The sequence below is a fragment of the Pseudomonas sp. 2hn genome, assembly GCF_019646095.1.
GTDB lineage: Bacteria > Pseudomonadota > Gammaproteobacteria > Pseudomonadales > Pseudomonadaceae > Aquipseudomonas > Aquipseudomonas peradeniyensis.
The window spans coordinates 1817597-1836071 of sequence record NZ_CP081016.1; the positions used below are offsets into that span (position 1 = coordinate 1817597).

An 18475-nucleotide genomic window follows, 5' to 3' on the forward strand; every position below is an offset into this window, starting at 1 on the left:
AAGTTAATGAGTTTTGATCCATTTTGGTTCTAAGCTCCAGGCTGTGAACTGCTTCACTCCATCCCTCTGCGCCCGGCCTTCCCGGGCCGTCCGACAGGCCTAATTTCTTCCCCGGCCCATCCGTTCCCCTGTGTACATCTCGGCTGCCGAACACTGCCCGCCTGTCGTGCGCGGGTCAGTCAGGCGCGACTCACCCAGACACTGGCAGGAACAATCCATGACGGACGCCTTCGAACTCCCGCACTCGCTGGTCCAGGCCCTGGCGCAGCGCGCCGCCCAGACCCCAGAGCGCATCGCCTTGCGCTTCCTGGCCGATGCGCCCGGCGAGCAGGCGGTGCTCAGCTACCGGGACCTCGACCAACGCGCGCGGACCATCGCCGCAGCGTTGCAGGCCCGGGCCGGATTCGGCGAGCGTGCCGTGCTGCTGTTCCCCAGCGGCCCGGACTATGTCGCGGCCTTCTTCGGCTGCCTGTATGCCGGGGTGATCGCCGTGCCGGCCTATCCGCCGGAGTCTTCGCGCCAGCATCATCAGGAGCGCTTGCTATCGATCATCGACGACGCCGAGCCGCGGCTGCTGCTGACGGTAGAAGCGCTGTGTGACAGTTTGCAGGGTCTCGAAGCCCTGGCTGGCGCCAGCGCTCCGGGCCTGCTGGCCGTGGATCGTCTGGACCCGCAGTTGGCCGGGCAGTGGCGCGAGCCCGAGCTCGCGGGCAATGACATCGCCTTCCTGCAGTACACCTCCGGCTCCACCGCGCTGCCCAAGGGCGTGCAGGTCAGCCACGGCAACCTGGTGGCCAACGAGCAACTGATCCGCCAGGGTTTCGGCATCGACCTGAACCCGGACGACGTGATCGTCAGCTGGCTGCCGCTGTACCACGACATGGGCCTGATCGGTGGCCTGCTGCAGCCGATCTTCAGCGGCGTGCCTTGCGTGCTGATGTCGCCGGGCTATTTCCTCGCTCGGCCGCTGCGTTGGCTGCAGGCGATCAGCGAATACGGCGGCACCATCAGCGGCGGTCCAGACTTCGCCTATAGGCTGTGCAGCGAGCGGGTCAGCGAGGCCGCGCTCGCCGGCCTGGACCTGAGCCGCTGGCGCGTGGCCTATTCCGGTTCCGAGCCGATACGCCAGGACAGCCTGGACACCTTCGCCGAAAAATTTGCCGCCTGTGGCTTCGACACCAGCAGCTTCTTCGCCAGCTACGGCCTGGCCGAGGCCACCCTGTTCGTCAGCGGCAGCCGCCGTGGCCAGGGCATCGGCGCCCTGGAACTGGATGCCGAGGCCTTCGCCGCCAACCGTGCCGAGCCGGGCAAGGGCAGCGTGCTGATGAGTTGCGGCTATCCGCAGCCGGACCACGCGGTGCGCATCGTCGAGCCGCAGCAGCTGCAGGTGCTGGCTGACAACCAGGTGGGCGAGATCTGGGCCGGCGGCCCGAGCATCGCCCTGGGCTACTGGCGCAACCCCGAGGCCAGCGCCCGTACGTTCGTCGAGATGGACGGCCAGACCTGGCTGCGCACCGGCGACCTGGGTTTCATGCGCGATGGCGAGGTGTTCGTCACCGGGCGCCTGAAGGACATGCTCATCGTCCGAGGCCAGAACATCTACCCGCAGGACCTGGAAAAGACCCTGGAGCGTGAGGTCGAGGTGCTGCGCAAGGGCCGGGTGGCGGTATTCGCCGTCGACGACCAGGGCGAGGAGGGCATCGGCGTGGCGGTGGAGATCAGCCGCAATGTGCAGAAGGCGCACACGCCCGAGGCGCTGATCAACACCCTGCGTCGGGTCATCGCCGACGCCTGCCGCCAGGCCCCGGCCGTGGTCCTGCTGCTCAACCCCGGCGCGCTGCCCAAGACCTCCAGCGGCAAGCTGCAGCGCTCGGCCTGCCGCCTGCGCATGAACGACGGCAGCCTGGATATCTATGCGCGGTTCCCGACGGCGCAAACGGAGCAGGTTAATGGCGTGGCGGGTGACGACCTGCAGGCACGGATCGCCGGTATCTGGCGTGAACTGCTCAAGGTCGAGGCGGTGGCGGCGGACGATCACTTCCTGCTGCTGGGCGGCAACTCCATCGCCGCCACCCAGGTGACCGCGCGCCTGGGCGACGAGCTGGGCCTGCAACTGAGCCTGCGCACCCTGTTCGAAGCGCCGACCCTGGCCGACTACAGCGCCGCCGTGGCGGCCATTGTCGCCGAAGGCGGCACCGCAGCGGGCGTGATCCGCAACCAGGACCGCGACCAGGCGTTGCCGCAGTCACTGGCACAAAATCGCCTGTGGCTGTTGTGGCAACTGGAGCCGCAGTCCGCCGCCTACAACATCCCCGCCGGTCTGCACCTGCGCGGCGAGCTTGACGAGGCGGCGCTGCAGGCGAGCTTCCAGGCACTGGTCGCCCGCCATGAATCCTTGCGCACGCTGTTCGACGAGGTCGACGGCCAGGCCGTGCAGCGCATCCTGCCGAGCCAGTCGTTCAGCCTGCGTCATCTGGATCTCGAAGGGCTGTCGCCCGCCGAGGTGGCCGCGCGCCGCGAGGACGAGGCGCAGCAGCCGTTCGACCTGCGTCAGGGCCCGCTGCTGCGGGTGACCCTGGCCCGCCTGGACGATGAAGAGCACCAGCTGTGGGTGACCCTGCACCACATCGTTGCTGACGGCTGGTCGCTGAACATCCTGCTGGATGAGTTCGCCCGCCTGTACGCCGCCCAGGGCCAGGCCGTACAACTGCCTGAACTGACACTGGGCTACGCCGACTACGGCCAGTGGCAGCGCCAGTGGCTGGCCGACGGCGAGAGCGCCCGTCAGCTCGACTACTGGAAGAATACGCTGGGTGATCAACTGCCGGTGCTCGACCTGTGCACCGACCAGCCTCGCGCCAGCCAGCAGCACACCCGCGCCGCGCGCCACAGCCTCAAGGTGCCGGCGACGCTGACCAGCGCCCTCAAGGACCTGGCCCGCGACCAGCAGGCCAGCCTGTTCATGGTCCTGCTGGCCGGCTGGCAGGCCCTGCTGCACCGCTACAGCGGCCAGGGCGACATCCGCGTCGGCGTGCCCAACGCCAACCGTCCGCGCCTGGAAACCCAGGGCATGGTCGGCTTCTTCATCAACACCCAGGTGCTGCGCGCCGAACTCGATGGCCGCCTGCCGTTCGCCGGGCTGCTGGTCCAGGCGCGCCAGGCCACCCTGGAGGCCCAGGCCCATCAGGACCTGCCGTTCGAGCAGTTGCTCGAGGCGCTGCCGCAGGCCCGTGAGCAGGGCCTGTTCCAGGTGATGTTCAACCACCAGCAGCGCGACCTGTCGGCCCTGCGTCGCCTGCCCGGGCTGCTGGCCGAAGAGCTGCCGTGGCACAGCCGCGAGGCCAAGTTCGACCTGCAGCTGCACAGCGAGGAAGACCACCAGGGCCGCCTGACGCTGGCCTTCGACTACGCCGCCGGGTTGTTCGAGGCGGCCACCGTCAAGCGCCTGGCCAGCCATCTGCTGGCCTTGCTCGAGCAGGTCTGCGCCGAACCGCAGCTGGCCCTTGGCGAAGTGCGCCTGCTCGACGAGCAGGGCCGCGCGCAACTGCTCGGCTGGGGGCAGGCGCCGATGACGAGCGCGCCGCGGCTGCTGGTCGAGCAACTCAATGAACAGGCTCGCCTGACTCCCGAACGCACCGCGCTGGTGTGGGAGGGCGGCCAGCTCAGCTATGCCGAGCTGCACCAGCAGGCCAACCGCCTGGCCCACTACCTGCGTGACAAGGGCGTCGGCCCGGACACCTGCGTGGCCATCGCCCTGGAGCGTTCGCCACTGCTGCTGGTCGGCCTGCTGGCCATCCTCAAGGCCGGCGGCGCCTATGTGCCGCTGGACACCGACTACCCGGCCGAGCGCCTGGCCTACATGTTGGCCGACTGCAAGGCCGGCCTGCTGCTCAGCCACGCCAGCCTGCTCGACAAGCTGCCGCAGGTGGACGGCGTCAGCGCCATTGCACTCGACCAGCTGCACCTGGACAGCTGGCCGAGCCAGGCTCCCGGTCTGCACCTGCACGGCGACAACCTTGCCTACGTGATCTACACCTCCGGCTCCACCGGCCAGCCCAAGGGCGTGGGCAACACCCACGCGGCCCTGGCCGAACGCTTGCAGTGGATGCAGCAAACCTACGCGCTGGACGACAGCGACGTGCTGATGCAGAAAGCGCCGATCAGCTTCGACGTGTCGGTGTGGGAGTGTTTCTGGCCGTTGGTCACCGGTTGCCGGCTGGTGCTGGCCGGCCCCGGCGAGCACCGTGACCCGCAGCGCATCGCCCAGCTGATCCAGCAACACGGGGTGACCACGCTGCACTTCGTGCCGCCGCTGCTGCAGGTGTTTGTCCAGGAGCCGCTGGCCGCCGGCTGCACCAGCCTGCGCCGGTTGTTCTCCGGTGGCGAGGCGCTGTCCGCGGCCCTACGCGACCGCGTGCTGCAACTGCTGCCGCAAGTGCAACTGCACAACCGCTACGGCCCGACCGAAACCGCCATCAACGTTACCCACTGGCACTGCCAGTCGGATGACGGTGCGCGCTCACCCATTGGCCGCCCGCTGGGCAACGTGCTGTGCCGGGTGCTGGACGACGAATTCGAGCTGAGCGCGCCGGGCGTACCCGGCGAGCTGTGCCTGGGAGGCGCGGGCCTGGCCCGTGGTTACCTCGGCCGTCCGGGGTTGACCGCCGAACGCTTCGTGCCCCAGCCCGATGGCGACGGCGCGCGCCTGTACCGCAGTGGCGACCGCGCCCGCTGGCAGGTGCAGAGCCAGGCCCTGGAGTACCTGGGCCGCCTCGACCAGCAGGTGAAGGTGCGCGGCTTCCGCGTCGAGCCCGAGGAAGTGCAGGCGGTGCTGCTGGCCCAGCCGGGTGTCGCCCAGGCGTTGGTGCTGATCCACCAGGACGCCGTCGGTGCCCAGCTGGTGGGCTACTACAGCGGCATCGAGCAGAGCGACGCGCTGCTGGCCGCGCTGGCCGAGCGCCTGCCGGCCTACATGGTGCCGGCGCAGCTCATCCACCTGGCGCAGATGCCCCTGGGGCCGAGCGGCAAGGTCGAGCGCAAGGCGCTGCCGGCGCCGGTCTGGCAGCAACGTGAACATGTCGAGCCGCAGAGCGCGCTGCAGCAGCAGGTCGCGGCGATCTGGCGCGAGGTGCTGAACCTGCCGCAGGTCGGTCTGCAGGACGACTTCTTCGCCCTCGGCGGCCACTCGCTGCTGGCCACCCAGATCGTCTCGCGCACCCGCCAGGCGCTGGATGTCGAGCTGCCACTCAAGGCCCTGTTCGACGCCAGCGAGCTGGGCGCGTTCTGCGCCGAAATCGCCCGCCTGCAGGGCAGCGGCGAGCGCAACCGCCAAGGCGCCATCGCCCGTGTCGACCGCCGCCAGGCCGTGCCGCTGTCGTACTCGCAGCAGCGCATGTGGTTCCTCTGGCAGATGGACCCGCACAGCCCCGCCTACAACGTCGGCGGCATGGCCCGCTTCCAGGGACCGCTGCATGTGGACGCCTTCGAGCGCGCCCTGCAGGCGCTGATCGTGCGCCATGAAACCCTGCGCACCACCTTCCCCAGCATCGACGGCAAGCCCTACCAGTGCGTGGCCGATGACAGCCACCTGCAACTGCACTGGCACGACTTCAGCACCCTGGCCGACGAGGCCCGCCAGCAACGCCTGCAGCAACTGGCCGATGACCAGGCGCACCAGCCGTTCGACCTGGAGCGTGGCCCGCTGCTGCGCGCCTGCCTGGTCAAGGCCGGCGAGCGCGAGCACTACTTCGTCCTGACCCTGCACCACATCGTCACCGAAGGCTGGGCCATGGACATCTTCGCCCGTGAGCTGGGCGAGCTGTACGAGGCCTTCGTCGACGAGCGCGAGTCGCCGCTGGCGCCGCTGCCGGTGCAGTACCTCGACTACAGCGTGTGGCAGCGCCAGTGGCTGGAAAGCGGCGAGGGCGCCCGTCAGCTGGCCTACTGGAAAGACCGCCTGGGCGACGAGCACCCGGTGCTGGCGCTGCCGGCCGACCGCCCGCGCCCGGCGGTGCAGAGCCACCAGGGTGAGCTCTACCGCTTCGATCTGGATCCGGCGCTGGTCAAGCGCGTGCATGCCTTCAACAGCCAGCGCGGCCTGACCCTGTTCATGACCATGACCGCCACCCTGGCCGCGCTGCTGCATCGCTACAGCGGCCAGCGCGACCTGCGCATCGGCGCGCCGGTGGCCAACCGCATCCGCCCGGAAAGCGAGGGGCTGATCGGCGCCTTCCTCAACACCCAGGTGCTGCGCTGCGAGCTGGACGGGCAGATGAGCGCCGGCGCGCTGCTCGACCAGGTGCGCCAGACCATCATCGATGGCCAGTCGCACCAGGACCTGCCGTTCGAGCAACTGGTCGAGGCCCTGCAGCCGCCGCGCTCGAGCGCCTACAACCCCCTGTTCCAGGTGATGTGCAACGTGCAGCGCTGGGCCTTCCAGCAGAGCCGTGAGCTGGTGGGCATGCAGGTGGACTACCTGGTCAACGATGCCAGCGCCACCAAGTTCGACCTGTACCTGGAGGTCACCGACCTCGACGGCCGCATGGGCTGCTGCTTCACCTACAGCCGCGACCTGTTCGACGAACCGCGCATCGCCCGCATGGCCGAGCACTGGCAGCTGCTGCTGGTGGCGCTGATCGATGACCCGCAGCAGCGCCTGTGCGAACTGCCGATGCTCGCCGAAGCCGAGCAGCAGGTGCTGATCGGCCAGCTCCAGGGCGAGCAGGACTTCGAGCTGAACCAGACGCTGCACGGGCTGTTCGCCGCCCAGGCCGAGCGCACCCCGCAGGCCCTGGCCCTGACCTTTGCCGGCAAGCACTTGAGCTATGCCGAGCTCGACCAGCAGGCCAATCGCCTGGCCCGCGCCCTGCGCGAACGTGGCGTCGGCCCGCAGGTGCGGGTGGGTTTGGCGCTGGAGCGCTCGCTGGAGATGGTGGTGGGCCTGCTGGCCATTCTCAAGGCCGGGGGTGCCTATGTGCCGCTGGACCCGGAGTATCCCCTCGACCGCCTGCGCTACATGATCGAGGACAGCCGCCTCGGCCTGCTGATCGGCCAGCGCGACCTGCTCGACACCCTGGGCGAACTGCCGCCGGGCGTCGCGCGCTGGAGCCTGGAGGACGATGCCGCGAGCCTGTCCGCCTACAGCGACGCCGCCCTGGACAACCTCAACCTGGCGCAGCACCAGGCTTATCTGATCTACACCTCCGGCTCCACCGGCAAGCCCAAGGGCGTGGTGGTCAGCCACGGTGAAATCGCCATGCACTGCAAGGCGGTGATCGCCGAGTTCGGCATGCGCAGCGACGACTGCGAGCTGCATTTCTATTCGATCAACTTCGACGCCGCCAGCGAACGCCTGCTGGTGCCGCTGCTGTGCGGCGCCCGCGTGGTGCTGCGTGCCCAGGGGCAGTGGGGCGCAGAGGAAATCTGCCAGCTGGTGCGTGAGCAGCAGGTCAGCGTGCTCGGCTTCACCCCGAGCTACGGCAGCCAGTTGGCCCAGTACCTGGCCGGGCAAGGCGAGCAGTTGCCGGTGCGCCTGGTGATCACCGGTGGCGAGGCGCTGACCGGCGAACACCTGCAGCGCATCCGTCAGGCCTTTGCCCCGCAACAGTTCTTCAACGCCTACGGCCCGACCGAGACCGTGGTCATGCCGCTGGCGTGCCTGGCGCCGGACACGCTGCCCGTCGATGCCGGCAGCGTGCCGATCGGCCGGGTGATCGGCGCCCGCACGGCCTACATCCTCGACGACGACCTGGCCCTGCTGCCACAGGGCGGCATCGGTGAGCTGTACGTGGGTGGCGCGGGCCTGGCCCAGGGCTACCACGACCGTCCGGGCCTGAGCGCCGAGCGCTTCGTCGCCGACCCGTTCAGCCATGACGGTGGCCGTCTGTACCGCACCGGCGACCTGGTGCGCCTGCGCGCCGATGGCCTGGTGGAATATGTCGGGCGTGCCGACCAGCAGGTGAAAATTCGCGGTTTCCGTATCGAGCTGGGCGAGATCGAGAGCCGCCTGCAGGAGCACGCCGACGTCGAGGAGGCGGTGGTCCTGGCCCTCGACCTGCCGGGGGGCAAGCAACTGGTGGGCTACCTGGTGTGCCCGCAGTCCAGCGCCGACGGCGAGGCCCAGGCCCTGCTGCGCGAGGCGGTCAAGGCCGATGCCCGCCAGCACCTGCCGGACTACATGGTACCGGCGCACCTGGTGCTGCTCGACAGCCTGCCACTGATGGGCAACGGCAAGCTCGACCGCCGCGCGCTGCCGGCGCCGGACCTGGAACAGGCGCGCCAGCACTACCAGGCTCCGGCCAACGAGCTGGAAAGCCAGCTGGCGCAGGTCTGGCGCGAAGTGCTCAACCTGTCGCGCATTGGCGTGCAGGACAACTTCTTCGAACTGGGTGGCGATTCGATCCTGTCGATCCAGGTGGTCAGCCGTGCCCGCCAGCTGGGGCTGCAGTTCACCCCGCGCGACCTGTTCCAGCACCAGACCATCCAGACCCTGGCGGCGGTGGTAACCCGCAGCGAAGCGCCGAGCAGCATTGAACAAGGGCCGCGCGAGGGCCGCAGCGGCCTGACGCCGATCCAGCACTGGTTCTTCGACAGCGAAGTGCCGCAACCACAGCACTGGAACCAGGCGGTGCTGCTGCAGGTGCGCCAGCCGCTGCAGGCCGAGGCGCTGGAGCGGGCCCTGGCCGCGCTGGTCGAACACCACGACAGCCTGCGCCTGCGCTTCGGCCAGGCCAGCGGTCGCTGGCAGGCCGAGTACGCCCAGCCGAGCAGCCAGCCGTTGCTGTGGACCGCGACCGTGAGCGATTTCGAGGACTGCCAGGCGCTCTATACCGATGTGCAGCGCAGCCTCGACCTTGCCGAGGGGCCGTTGCTGCGCGCCTTGCTGGTCAGCGACGAGCAGGGCGCCCAGCGCCTGCTGCTGGCGATCCATCACCTGGTGGTCGATGGCGTGTCCTGGCGTGTCCTGCTGGAAGACCTGCAGGCGCTGTACCGCGGTGAAACGCTGGCCGCCAAGACCCATGCCATGGGCGATTGGGCGGCGCGCCTGGCCAGCTATGCCGGCAGCGATTCACTGCGCGACGAGCTGGGCTGGTGGGAAGCGCAACTGGGCAACGCCCGTCGCGAACTGCCCTGTGACCATCCCCAGGGCGGCAACCTGCACTGCCATGCCCGCAGCATCGCCATCGAGCTGGACGTCGAGCAGACCCGCCAGCTGCTGCAACAGGCGCCGGCGGCCTACCACACCCAGGTCAATGACCTGCTGCTGACCGCCCTGGCGCGCACCCTGTGCCAGTGGAGCGGCGATCAACAGGTGCTGGTGCAATTGGAAGGCCATGGCCGCGACGGCTTGTTCGAGGACATGGACCTGACCCGCAGCGTCGGCTGGTTCACCAATGCCTACCCGTTGAGCCTGAGCCCGGAGATGGGCGAGGGCGAATCGGCCCGTGCCGGCTCGATCAAGCGCATCAAGGAGCAACTGCGCCAGGTGCCGCACAAGGGGTTGGGTTATGGCGTGCTGCGTTACCTGGCCGATGAGGCCGGGCGCGAACGCATGGCCGCGCTGCCCCAGGCGCGCATCACCTTCAACTACCTGGGCCAGTTCGACCAGCAGTTCGACCAGGCGGCGTTGTTCCAGCCGCTCGACGCTCCCGCAGGCCTGGCCCATGACCTCGACGCGCCGCTGCCGAACTGGCTGAGCGTCGATGGCCAGGTGTACGGCGGCGCGCTGCAACTGCGCTGGAGCTTCAGCGCCGAGCGCTACGACGAAGCGACCATTGCCCGCCTGGCCGAAGCCTACCGCCAGGAGCTGCTGGCCCTGGTCGGCCACTGCCTGGCGGACGGCAACGGCAGCTTCACGCCGTCGGACTTCCCGCTGGCGCAACTGACCCAGGAGCAGATCGACGCGCTGCCGATCCCGGCCGCCGAGATCGAGGATGTCTACCCGCTGACGCCGATGCAGGAAGGCCTGCTGCTACACACCCTGCTCGAGCCGGGCACCGGCATCTACTACATGCAGGACCGCTACCGCATCAACAGCGCCCTCGACCCCGAGCGTTTCGCCCAGGCCTGGCAGGCCGTGGTGGCGCGCCACGAGGCATTACGCGCATCGTTCAGCTGGAACGCCGGCGAAGCGATGCTGCAGATCATCCACAAGCCTGGCAAGACGCCGGTGGACTACCAGGACTGGCGCGGCCTCGACGAGCACGCCCAGGAAGCGCGCCTGCAGGCCCTGCACAAGCAGGAGCGCGAGGCCGGCTTCGAACTGCTGCGCGAAGCGCCGTTCCACCTGCGCCTGGTGCGCGTCGACGACGCACGCTACTGGTTCATGATGAGCAACCACCACATCCTCATCGATGCCTGGTGCCGCTCGCTGCTGATGAACGACTTCTTCGAGATCTACCAGGCCCTGGGCGAGGGACGCCAGGCCCAGTTGCCGGTGCCGCCGCGCTACCGCGACTACATCGGCTGGCTGCAGCGCCAGGACCTCGACGAGGCGCGCCAGTGGTGGCAGGCCAACCTGGCCGGCTTCGAACGGGCCACGGCGATCCCCAGCGATCGGCCGCTGCGCCACGATCACGCTGGTGACGGCATGGTAGTGGGCGATTGCTACACCCGCCTCGAGCTGAGCGAGGGCGCGCGCTTGCGCGAACTGGCCCAGGCTCACCAGCTGACGGTCAACACCTTCGCCCAGGCGGCCTGGGCCCTGACCCTGGCCCGTTACAGCGGCGACCGCGACGTGGTGTTCGGCGTCACCGTGGCCGGGCGCCCGGTGAGCCTGCCGCAGATGCAGCGCACGGTCGGCCTGTTCATCAACAGCATCGCCCTGCGCGTGCAGATGCCGCAGCCCGGCGAGCGGCGCAGCGTGCGTGACTGGCTGCAAGGTCTGCTCGACCGCAACATGCAGTTGCGCGAGTACGAGTACCTGCCGCTGGTGGCGATCCAGGAATGCAGCGAACTGCCCAAGGGCCAGCCGCTGTTCGACAGCCTGTTCGTGTTCGAGAACGCCCCGGTGGAAACCGCCGTGCTCGACCACGCCCAGCACCTGGATGCCAGCTCCGACTCGGGCCGCACCCACACCAACTTCCCGCTGACCGCGGTATGCTACCCGGGCGACGACCTGGGCCTGCACCTGTCGTTCGACCAGCGCTACTTCGACTACCCGACCGTCGAGCGCCTGCTCGCCGAGTTCAAGCGCCTGCTGCTGGCGCTGGTCGAAGGCTTCGACGGCGAGGTGGATGAGCTGGCATTGCTGGGCGCCGACGAGCAGCGCTTCCTGCTCGACGACTGCAACCGCACCGAGCACAGCTACGCCCTGGAGCAGAGCTACGTCGAGCTGTTCGAGGCGCGGGTCGCCGCGCACCCGCAGCGCACTGTCGCCCGTTGCCTGGATGCCGCCTACGACTATGCCGGTTTGAACGTGGCGGCCAACCGCCTCGGCCATGCCCTGGTCGCGGCCGGCGTGGCCATCGACCAACCGGTGGCGCTGCTGGCCGAGCGCGGCCTGGCGCTGCTGGGCATGATCGTCGGCAGTTTCAAGGCCGGCGCCGGTTACCTGCCGCTGGATCCGGGCCTGCCGTCGGCGCGCCTGCAACGCATCGTCGAGCTCAGCCGCACGCCGGTACTGGTGTGCAGCGCGGCCTGCGTCGAGCAGGCGCGCCAGCTGCTCGACGAAGTGGCGGGCGCGGCACGGCCGAAGCTGCTGGTCTGGGAAGAGGTGCAGGCGAGCAACGTGGCCAGTCACAACCCCGGCATCCACAGCGCGCCGGACAACCTCGCCTACGTGATCTACACCTCCGGCTCCACCGGCCTGCCCAAGGGCGTGATGGTCGAGCAGCGCGGCATGCTCAACAACCAGCTGAGCAAGGTGCCGTACCTGGCCCTGGACGAGCAGGACGTGATCGCCCAGACCGCCTCGCAGAGCTTCGACATCTCGGTGTGGCAGTTCCTCGCCGCGCCGCTGTTCGGGGCCAAGGTGCAGATCGTGCCGAACGCCATCGCCCACGACCCGCAGGGCCTGCTGAGCCATGTGCAGGCCACCGGCATCACCGTGCTGGAGAGCGTGCCGTCGCTGATCCAGGGCATGCTGGCCAACGACCACCAGGCCCTCGACGGCCTGCGCTGGATGCTGCCGACCGGCGAGGCCATGCCGCCCGAGCTGGCCGCCCAGTGGCTGGAGCGCTACCCGGCCATCGGCCTGGTCAACGCCTATGGCCCGGCGGAGTGTTCGGATGACGTGGCGTTCTTCCGCGTCGATGCCGCCTCGACCCAGGGCAGCTACCTGCCGATCGGCACGCCGACCGACAACAACCGCCTGTACCTGCTCGGCGAGGACCAGGCCCTGGTGCCGCTGGGCGCGGTGGGTGAGCTGTGCGTCGCCGGCACCGGTGTTGGTCGTGGCTATGTCGGCGATCCGCTGCGCACCGCCCAGGCGTTCATCCCGCATCCGTACGGTGCACCGGGCGAGCGGCTGTACCGCACCGGCGACCTGGCCCGGCGCCGTCCCGATGGCGTGCTGGAGTATGTCGGGCGTATCGACCACCAGGTGAAGATCCGCGGCTATCGCATCGAGCTGGGCGAGATCGAGGCACGCCTGCACGAGCAAGCCGAGCTGCGCGATGCCGCGGTGGGCGTGCAGGAAGGCGTCAACGGCAAGCACCTGGTCGGCTACCTGGTGGCGCACCAGGGCGTCGCCGCCGACGCCGCGCTGCTCGACCAGCTCAAGCAGCGCCTGCGCGCCGAGCTGCCGGAGTACATGGTGCCGCTACACTGGGGCTGGTTCGACAGCCTGCCGCACAACGCCAACGGCAAGCTCGACCGCAAGGCGCTGCCGGCCATCGAGATCGGCGGCCAGCACAGCCAGGCCTACCTGGCGCCGCGCGACGAGCTGGAGCAGGCCCTCGCCGGCATCTGGGCCGATGTGCTCAAGGCCGAACGGGTGGGCGTGCGCGACAACTTCTTCGAGCTGGGCGGGCATTCGCTGCTGGCGACGCAGATCGCCTCGCGGGTGCAGAAGGCCCTGCAGTTGAACGTGCCGTTGCGGGCGATGTTCGAGTGCAGCACGGTGGAAGAGTTGGCCGAGTACGTGCGCGGGCTGCAGGACAGCGCGCTGGATGACGCCAAGGTCGATCGGTTGAGCGACCTGATGGCGGAGCTGGAGGCGTTGTAACTGCATTGCCTTCATCGCGGGGCCTGCCTGTTCCCAGAGGATCAGGCAGGCCCCGCGCTGCCGCGCCGATATGGCGTATGGCCACCCTGTAATCCTCACCCTTGCCGGTGCTACGCTGCACACAGTGCGCAAGGATTTCACGGGTTTCATGGACGATAGCCTGCATGCCGCCCGCATGGGCGATCTCATTCTTCATCCCCCGCTGATGGCCGAGCTGGTCAGTGGCCTGGTCGAGGCCGCCGTCTATGCGGCGGCGGTCGCCGCGGTCGGTGCCGCCATTGGTGGCGCGGTGGTCGCGGTGGTCGGTACCGGCGGTGCCGCCGCCGTGCTCACGCCGTTGATCGCCGGGGTCATGGTCAGTGCTGCCGCCATGCTGCCGGCCGGTGAAGACAAGAGCATTGGCGAGCATATCAGCGACTTCAGCAACTGGGTCGGCAATTCGCTGTTTCCGCCCGAGCCGTACGGCTCGATCAGCAGTGGCTCGCATAATACCCGCATCAACGGCATCCTCGCGGCGCGCGCCGCCGGGGTGAGTGGTGGCCCGGTCGAGGCGCCGGGCCCAGCCGATGAACCGTCGATCCTCGAAAACATCGGGGCCTACGCCATGGTCGGCGCCTCGATGGTATTGCCGGTGATCGGCTTGGCGCAGGAGATCAACAGCATCTTCAACCCGCCGGTGACCACGCCGGCCGCGCCCGGATCGATTCCCAAGCCCGAGGACAAGGCGGTCTGCAGCAAGCACCCGCCAATGCCCGAACAGTTCGTTGCCCAAGGCTCGGACAAGGTGTTCATCAATGGCCAGCCGGCAGCGCGGGTCGGAGACAAGACCACCTGCGACGGGCCGATCGGCATGACCTATTCGCCCAATGTGCGCATCGGTGGCGGCACCACCACCGTGCGCGACATCCACGACGGCAAGAGCGCTGCGGCGAAGATCATTGGCCTGATTGCCGGGATGCTCATCAGTCGCCGGGGCATGCTCAAGGGTCGCCGCTGCGGGGTGGGCAACCCGGTGGCTCCAGCCATGGGCAGCAAATTCCAGGATGGCCCCGAGGATGTGGATTTCACACTCGCGGCGCTGGTCCCGATCACTTGGGCGCGGCGCTATGACAGCAACGACCGGCGTAGCGATGGCCTGTTCGGCATGGGTTGGAGTGTGCCCTATGAAGTGCGCCTGGAGCGTGTCGCGCACCCTGAGGGGGGCGAGTTGTGGATCTACGTCGATGATGAGGGCGCCAGGCTGGAGCTCGGGCGTCTGCAGGTCGGCAGTGCCTTCGTCAGCATTCTCGATGGCCTGGCGTTTTTTCATCAGGACAACGGCTTCACCATCGTCGAGGACATCAACAGCGGGTTGTACCAGGTGTTCCATACCGATCCATTGGACAGTCGGCGGTCGCGCCTGGTCAAGGTCGGTGATCGCAACCTCAATTGCCTGGAGCTGTTCTACGACGAACAAGGCCGATTGCAGTTCCTCGGCGACAGCTCGGCCCGGACCTTCATCGAACTGCGCTATGCCGACGGGCAACCGCGCCGGGTAGCCGAGATCCACAGACTGTACTTGCGGGCCGGTCAGGCCTTTGCCGTCGAGCAGCGCGAATGCCTGGTGCAGTATCGCTACACCTCGGCAGGGCAATTGGAGGTTGTCGCCGATGCCGAAGGGCAATTGCTGAGGCAGTTTACCTACACCGACCAAGGGTTGCTGGCCAGCCATACGCTGCCCATGGGGGCTACGCGGTACTACGAGTGGGCCCGCTTCACACCACCGCCGGCGCGCCAACCGTGCAGTCTGGATGGCACGCCTTACGCCATGCCCGCGCTGTTGGAGCTACAGCCCGAGCATGAATGGCGCGTGGTTCGGCACTGGGGCAGCGACGGCGAGGACTATCGCTTCATCTATGACCTGGAGCATGGCCATACCCAGGTCATCGATGGCCTGGGGCGTGAGGAGCACTATCACTGGGGCGCGCTGAACGAGGTCCACACCTACATCGATGCGCTGGGATATTGCTGGCGGCACGACTATGTCGATGGCCTGTTGCGGCGCACCCTCGATCCACAAGGTGGCGAGTGGTCCTATAGCTACGATGCGCTCGGGCGCGTGGTTGCCACTGCCGACCCGTTGGGGCGTCGTGAAAGCATCGGTTACACCGAACATTGGGCCTTGCCCACCCGTATCGTCGACGGAGCAGGGCATGAGCGTCGTTATACCTATGATGCTCGGGGCAACCTGTTGTCCGAGGTCGATCCACTCGGGCAACTGACACGTTACGACCACGATCGTCAGGGACGTATGGTGCGTAGTGTCGATGCCCTAGGCAAGGAACGTTCGTTCAAGTGGAACGGGCGTGGCCAGCTGACTGCCTCACGCGATTGCTCGGGGCAACAGACTCACTATCGTTACGACCTGCGTGGGCACCTGAGCGAGGTGCACAATGCCGAGGGCGGCGCCACGCGCTATCGTTTCAATGTGCGTGGCCATCTGCAGCAGCGCGAATTGGCCGATGGCCGGGTCGAGCACTATCAGATCGATGCTGCCGGTCAGTTGGCCCGCCATGTCGACCCAGCGCAGCGCATGACCCAATGGCAATATGACGGCAGCGGTCGACTGCTGCAGCGTACTGATGCACTGGGGCACACTGTGCGGTTGCACTGGGATGCCTACGGCCGCTTGCAGCAGTTGGAAAACGAGAACGGCGAGCACTATCGCTTCCAGTGGGATGCGCTAGACCGGTTGGTTGGTCAGCGTAACCTCGATGGTGGCGGTTTCAGCCTGCTTTATGATGCCCTGGATGCGATCACCCAACGCACCGTGCATCCATGCCGCGAAGCGGAGCCCGTGTTGCCGGGCAGCCCGGATGAGCCCGAAGTGTTTGCACAGGTCCACCACCATGAACACGATGCGGTCGGTCGTCTGCTGTGCAAGCGGACCGACGATGGCGAGACGACCTACCGCTACGATGCTGCTGACAATCTGCTGGCGATCCATTTCACTCACCGTAGTGGGCAGGTCCAGCAGTTGGACTTCACCTACGACGCCATGGGGCGATTGCTGAGCGAAAGCCAGGGTCCAGGGCAACTCGGTTACACCTATGATCCCCTAGGTAACCTGCAGACCTTGACGCTGCCTGACTCCCGCCGGATCAACTACCTGTGCTATGGCAGCGGACATCTGCACCAGATCAATCTCGACGGGCGGGTGATCAGCGACTTCGAGCGCGATGCGTTACACGACGAGGTCTTGCGCAGCCAGGGTGCATTGCTTACCAGAACCCGTTATGACAGTACGCGGCGCCTGCTGCGCAAGGCTGTGGAATATCAGGATGGCGAGCGCACCCGCATGCCCTTGCTGCAGAAGGACTATGAGTACGATGCGGCGGACAACCTTGTCGGCGAGGTACTGACCCAGACCCAGCGCGCTGGTAGCGGGCTGGGGGTGGAGCTTGAGCATCTGGTCGGTCGTTTCCAGGCCGGTGCCGGTGGGCGTGGCAGCTACCAGGGGCGCATTGGTTATGACTACGGGCCCACCGAGCGAATCCATGGCGCGTCACGCCAGTTGCCTCAGCAACAGCCGATGGTCGAGCACTTTGGCTACGACCTTGCCGGCAACCTGCTGGAGGGATATCAGGTCAACGGTCGGGTACGGCACAACCGGGTCAAGGTGTTCCAAGATAGACGCTATCGCTACGACCGCTTTGGTCGGCTCGAGGAGAAGCGCTCCGGCAATCGTCTGCTCCAGCGCTTTGAATACGATGCAGAGCATCGGCTGGTCTGTATCCGTCAGCGGCGCGGGCCGCTTCGCGAACGGATCGAGTTTGCTTACGACCCCTTGGGCAGGCGCATCGACAAACGAGTCTACCGTGACGACCTGGACGCGCCGGTCAGTCGAACCGAGTTTCAGTGGCAAGGCCTGCGTCTGTTGCGAGAAGTTCAGGACGGCAAACCGAGTCTCTATCTGTACGCAGACGCGGCGGGCCATGAGCCGCTGGCCAGGGTAGATGGGGTGCCTGGGCATGAGCAGGTTTTCCACTTCCATACGAATCTGGTCGGCCTGGTAGAGCAACTGACCGACGAACAGGGGATAACTGCCTGGCAAGGGCAGCACCAGGTATGGGGCAACAACTGCGAGGAATGGCATGCGCCGGAGCAGGTCAGTCGGCAGAATGTGCGTTTTCAGGGGCAGTATCTGGATCGGGAAACTGGGCTGCACTACAACACATTCAGATTCTATGACCCGGATATCGGGCGGTTTACCCAGCAAGACCCGCTAGGCTTGAGGGGCGGGATCAACCTCTATCAATATGCGCCCAATCCACTGTCATGGATCGATCCGTTAGGCTTGGAGGTGGTGCGTGTTTATCATTACACGAGCAAGGAAGGTTATAAGGGAATCATGGGGACAGGCGTGATTAATCAAAGTGACCCCGGCGCCAGGGGGCGAGGCGCTATTCAAGGCAAGCCCAAAGGTGTCTACGTGACGACACTAACGCCTGAGGAAATGGAGAGCACCAATGTAAGAGGTAAAATGGGGCTGACCAAAGAGAAAAGTACCCATTTTGTTTCATTTGAAGTTGATAGCGGGAAAGTTAAAAAAGTGGATCGGCAGAATGCTTATCTAAGGCTCTATATACAAGAAGATATTCAGCTCAGGGACGCTAATAGAAGACTTCGTGCTGATGTCAGTCACGGCGCTTCCGGATGCAAGCTATAGGAGACAGTGGGATGGCTGATTGGTCGGGTGTCATGTATGGCTTTTATACCGACATGTCGCTGGAACGGGTGCTCGCGGCATTGACGGAAAAAGCAGCACGTCTGGGGTTTCAGTCGCAGCAGGAGTGCATTCGGGGAGAGGAGTTTATTCTTTTCTATAAAGATGAGGGGATGCTGAAGGCCCACCTTGAGCAAGGTTACAACCTGGGGGCGACGGGCGAGGGGTGCTTTGGCGTTGAGGCAAAGCCAGCAGCGTTGAACGGGATTGCTACGCTATTCGAGTTTGAAGGTGATTCGGATTTCGAACCGTACGATATCAATTTGCGCTTCAATCGAATTTTTTACTATGTATTGGTGTTGCCGGACAGTGTCGATGAATCAGATTTCTGCCGGCGTATACACACTATGTTTTCCGAGACCTTGATGGCTTGAGCCACGATCAAGGTCGAGGGTGAGGCGGGCGTATCAATGAGCCTGAAAAGGACGGCTCCGGTCTGGCGACCGTATCTCCTTGTCTACGACATGGCTTTGCGTACAGTGCCTAAGCGAACGCAAAGCGCCCTGTGACCCATCAGGATCGCTGGGCTTGAAGCGCTATCTGCT

Annotated in this window: 3 protein-coding genes; all 3 read left to right on the forward strand. The window is 66.6% G+C overall.

The features are described from left to right. Positions 1-217: 217 nt before the first annotated feature. On the forward strand, positions 218-13165 hold the full coding sequence (locus K2O50_RS08420; RefSeq protein WP_050706564.1) for a non-ribosomal peptide synthetase: 12948 nt from the start codon (positions 218-220) through the stop codon (positions 13163-13165). 148 nt (positions 13166-13313) lie between these two features. After that, entirely contained in the window at positions 13314-17873 is a 4560-nt protein-coding gene (locus tag K2O50_RS08425) for an RHS repeat-associated core domain-containing protein (protein WP_052896057.1), read from the forward strand. 11 nt (positions 17874-17884) lie between these two features. Next, a complete protein-coding gene (locus K2O50_RS08430; protein WP_050706563.1) occupies positions 17885-18304 on the forward strand; it encodes a hypothetical protein in 420 nt (139 codons plus the stop codon). The last annotated feature ends 171 nt before the right edge of the window (positions 18305-18475 follow it).

Excerpts from the sequence above, each read along its gene's own strand:
- K2O50_RS08420 (WP_050706564.1), top strand. The coding sequence starts at position 218 with ATGACGGACGCCTTCGAACTCCCGCACTCGCTGGTCCAGGCCCTGGCG.
- K2O50_RS08425 (WP_052896057.1), top strand. The coding sequence starts at position 13,314 with ATGGACGATAGCCTGCATGCCGCCCGCATGGGCGATCTCATTCTTCAT.
- K2O50_RS08430 (WP_050706563.1), top strand. The coding sequence starts at position 17,885 with ATGGCTGATTGGTCGGGTGTCATGTATGGCTTTTATACCGACATGTCG.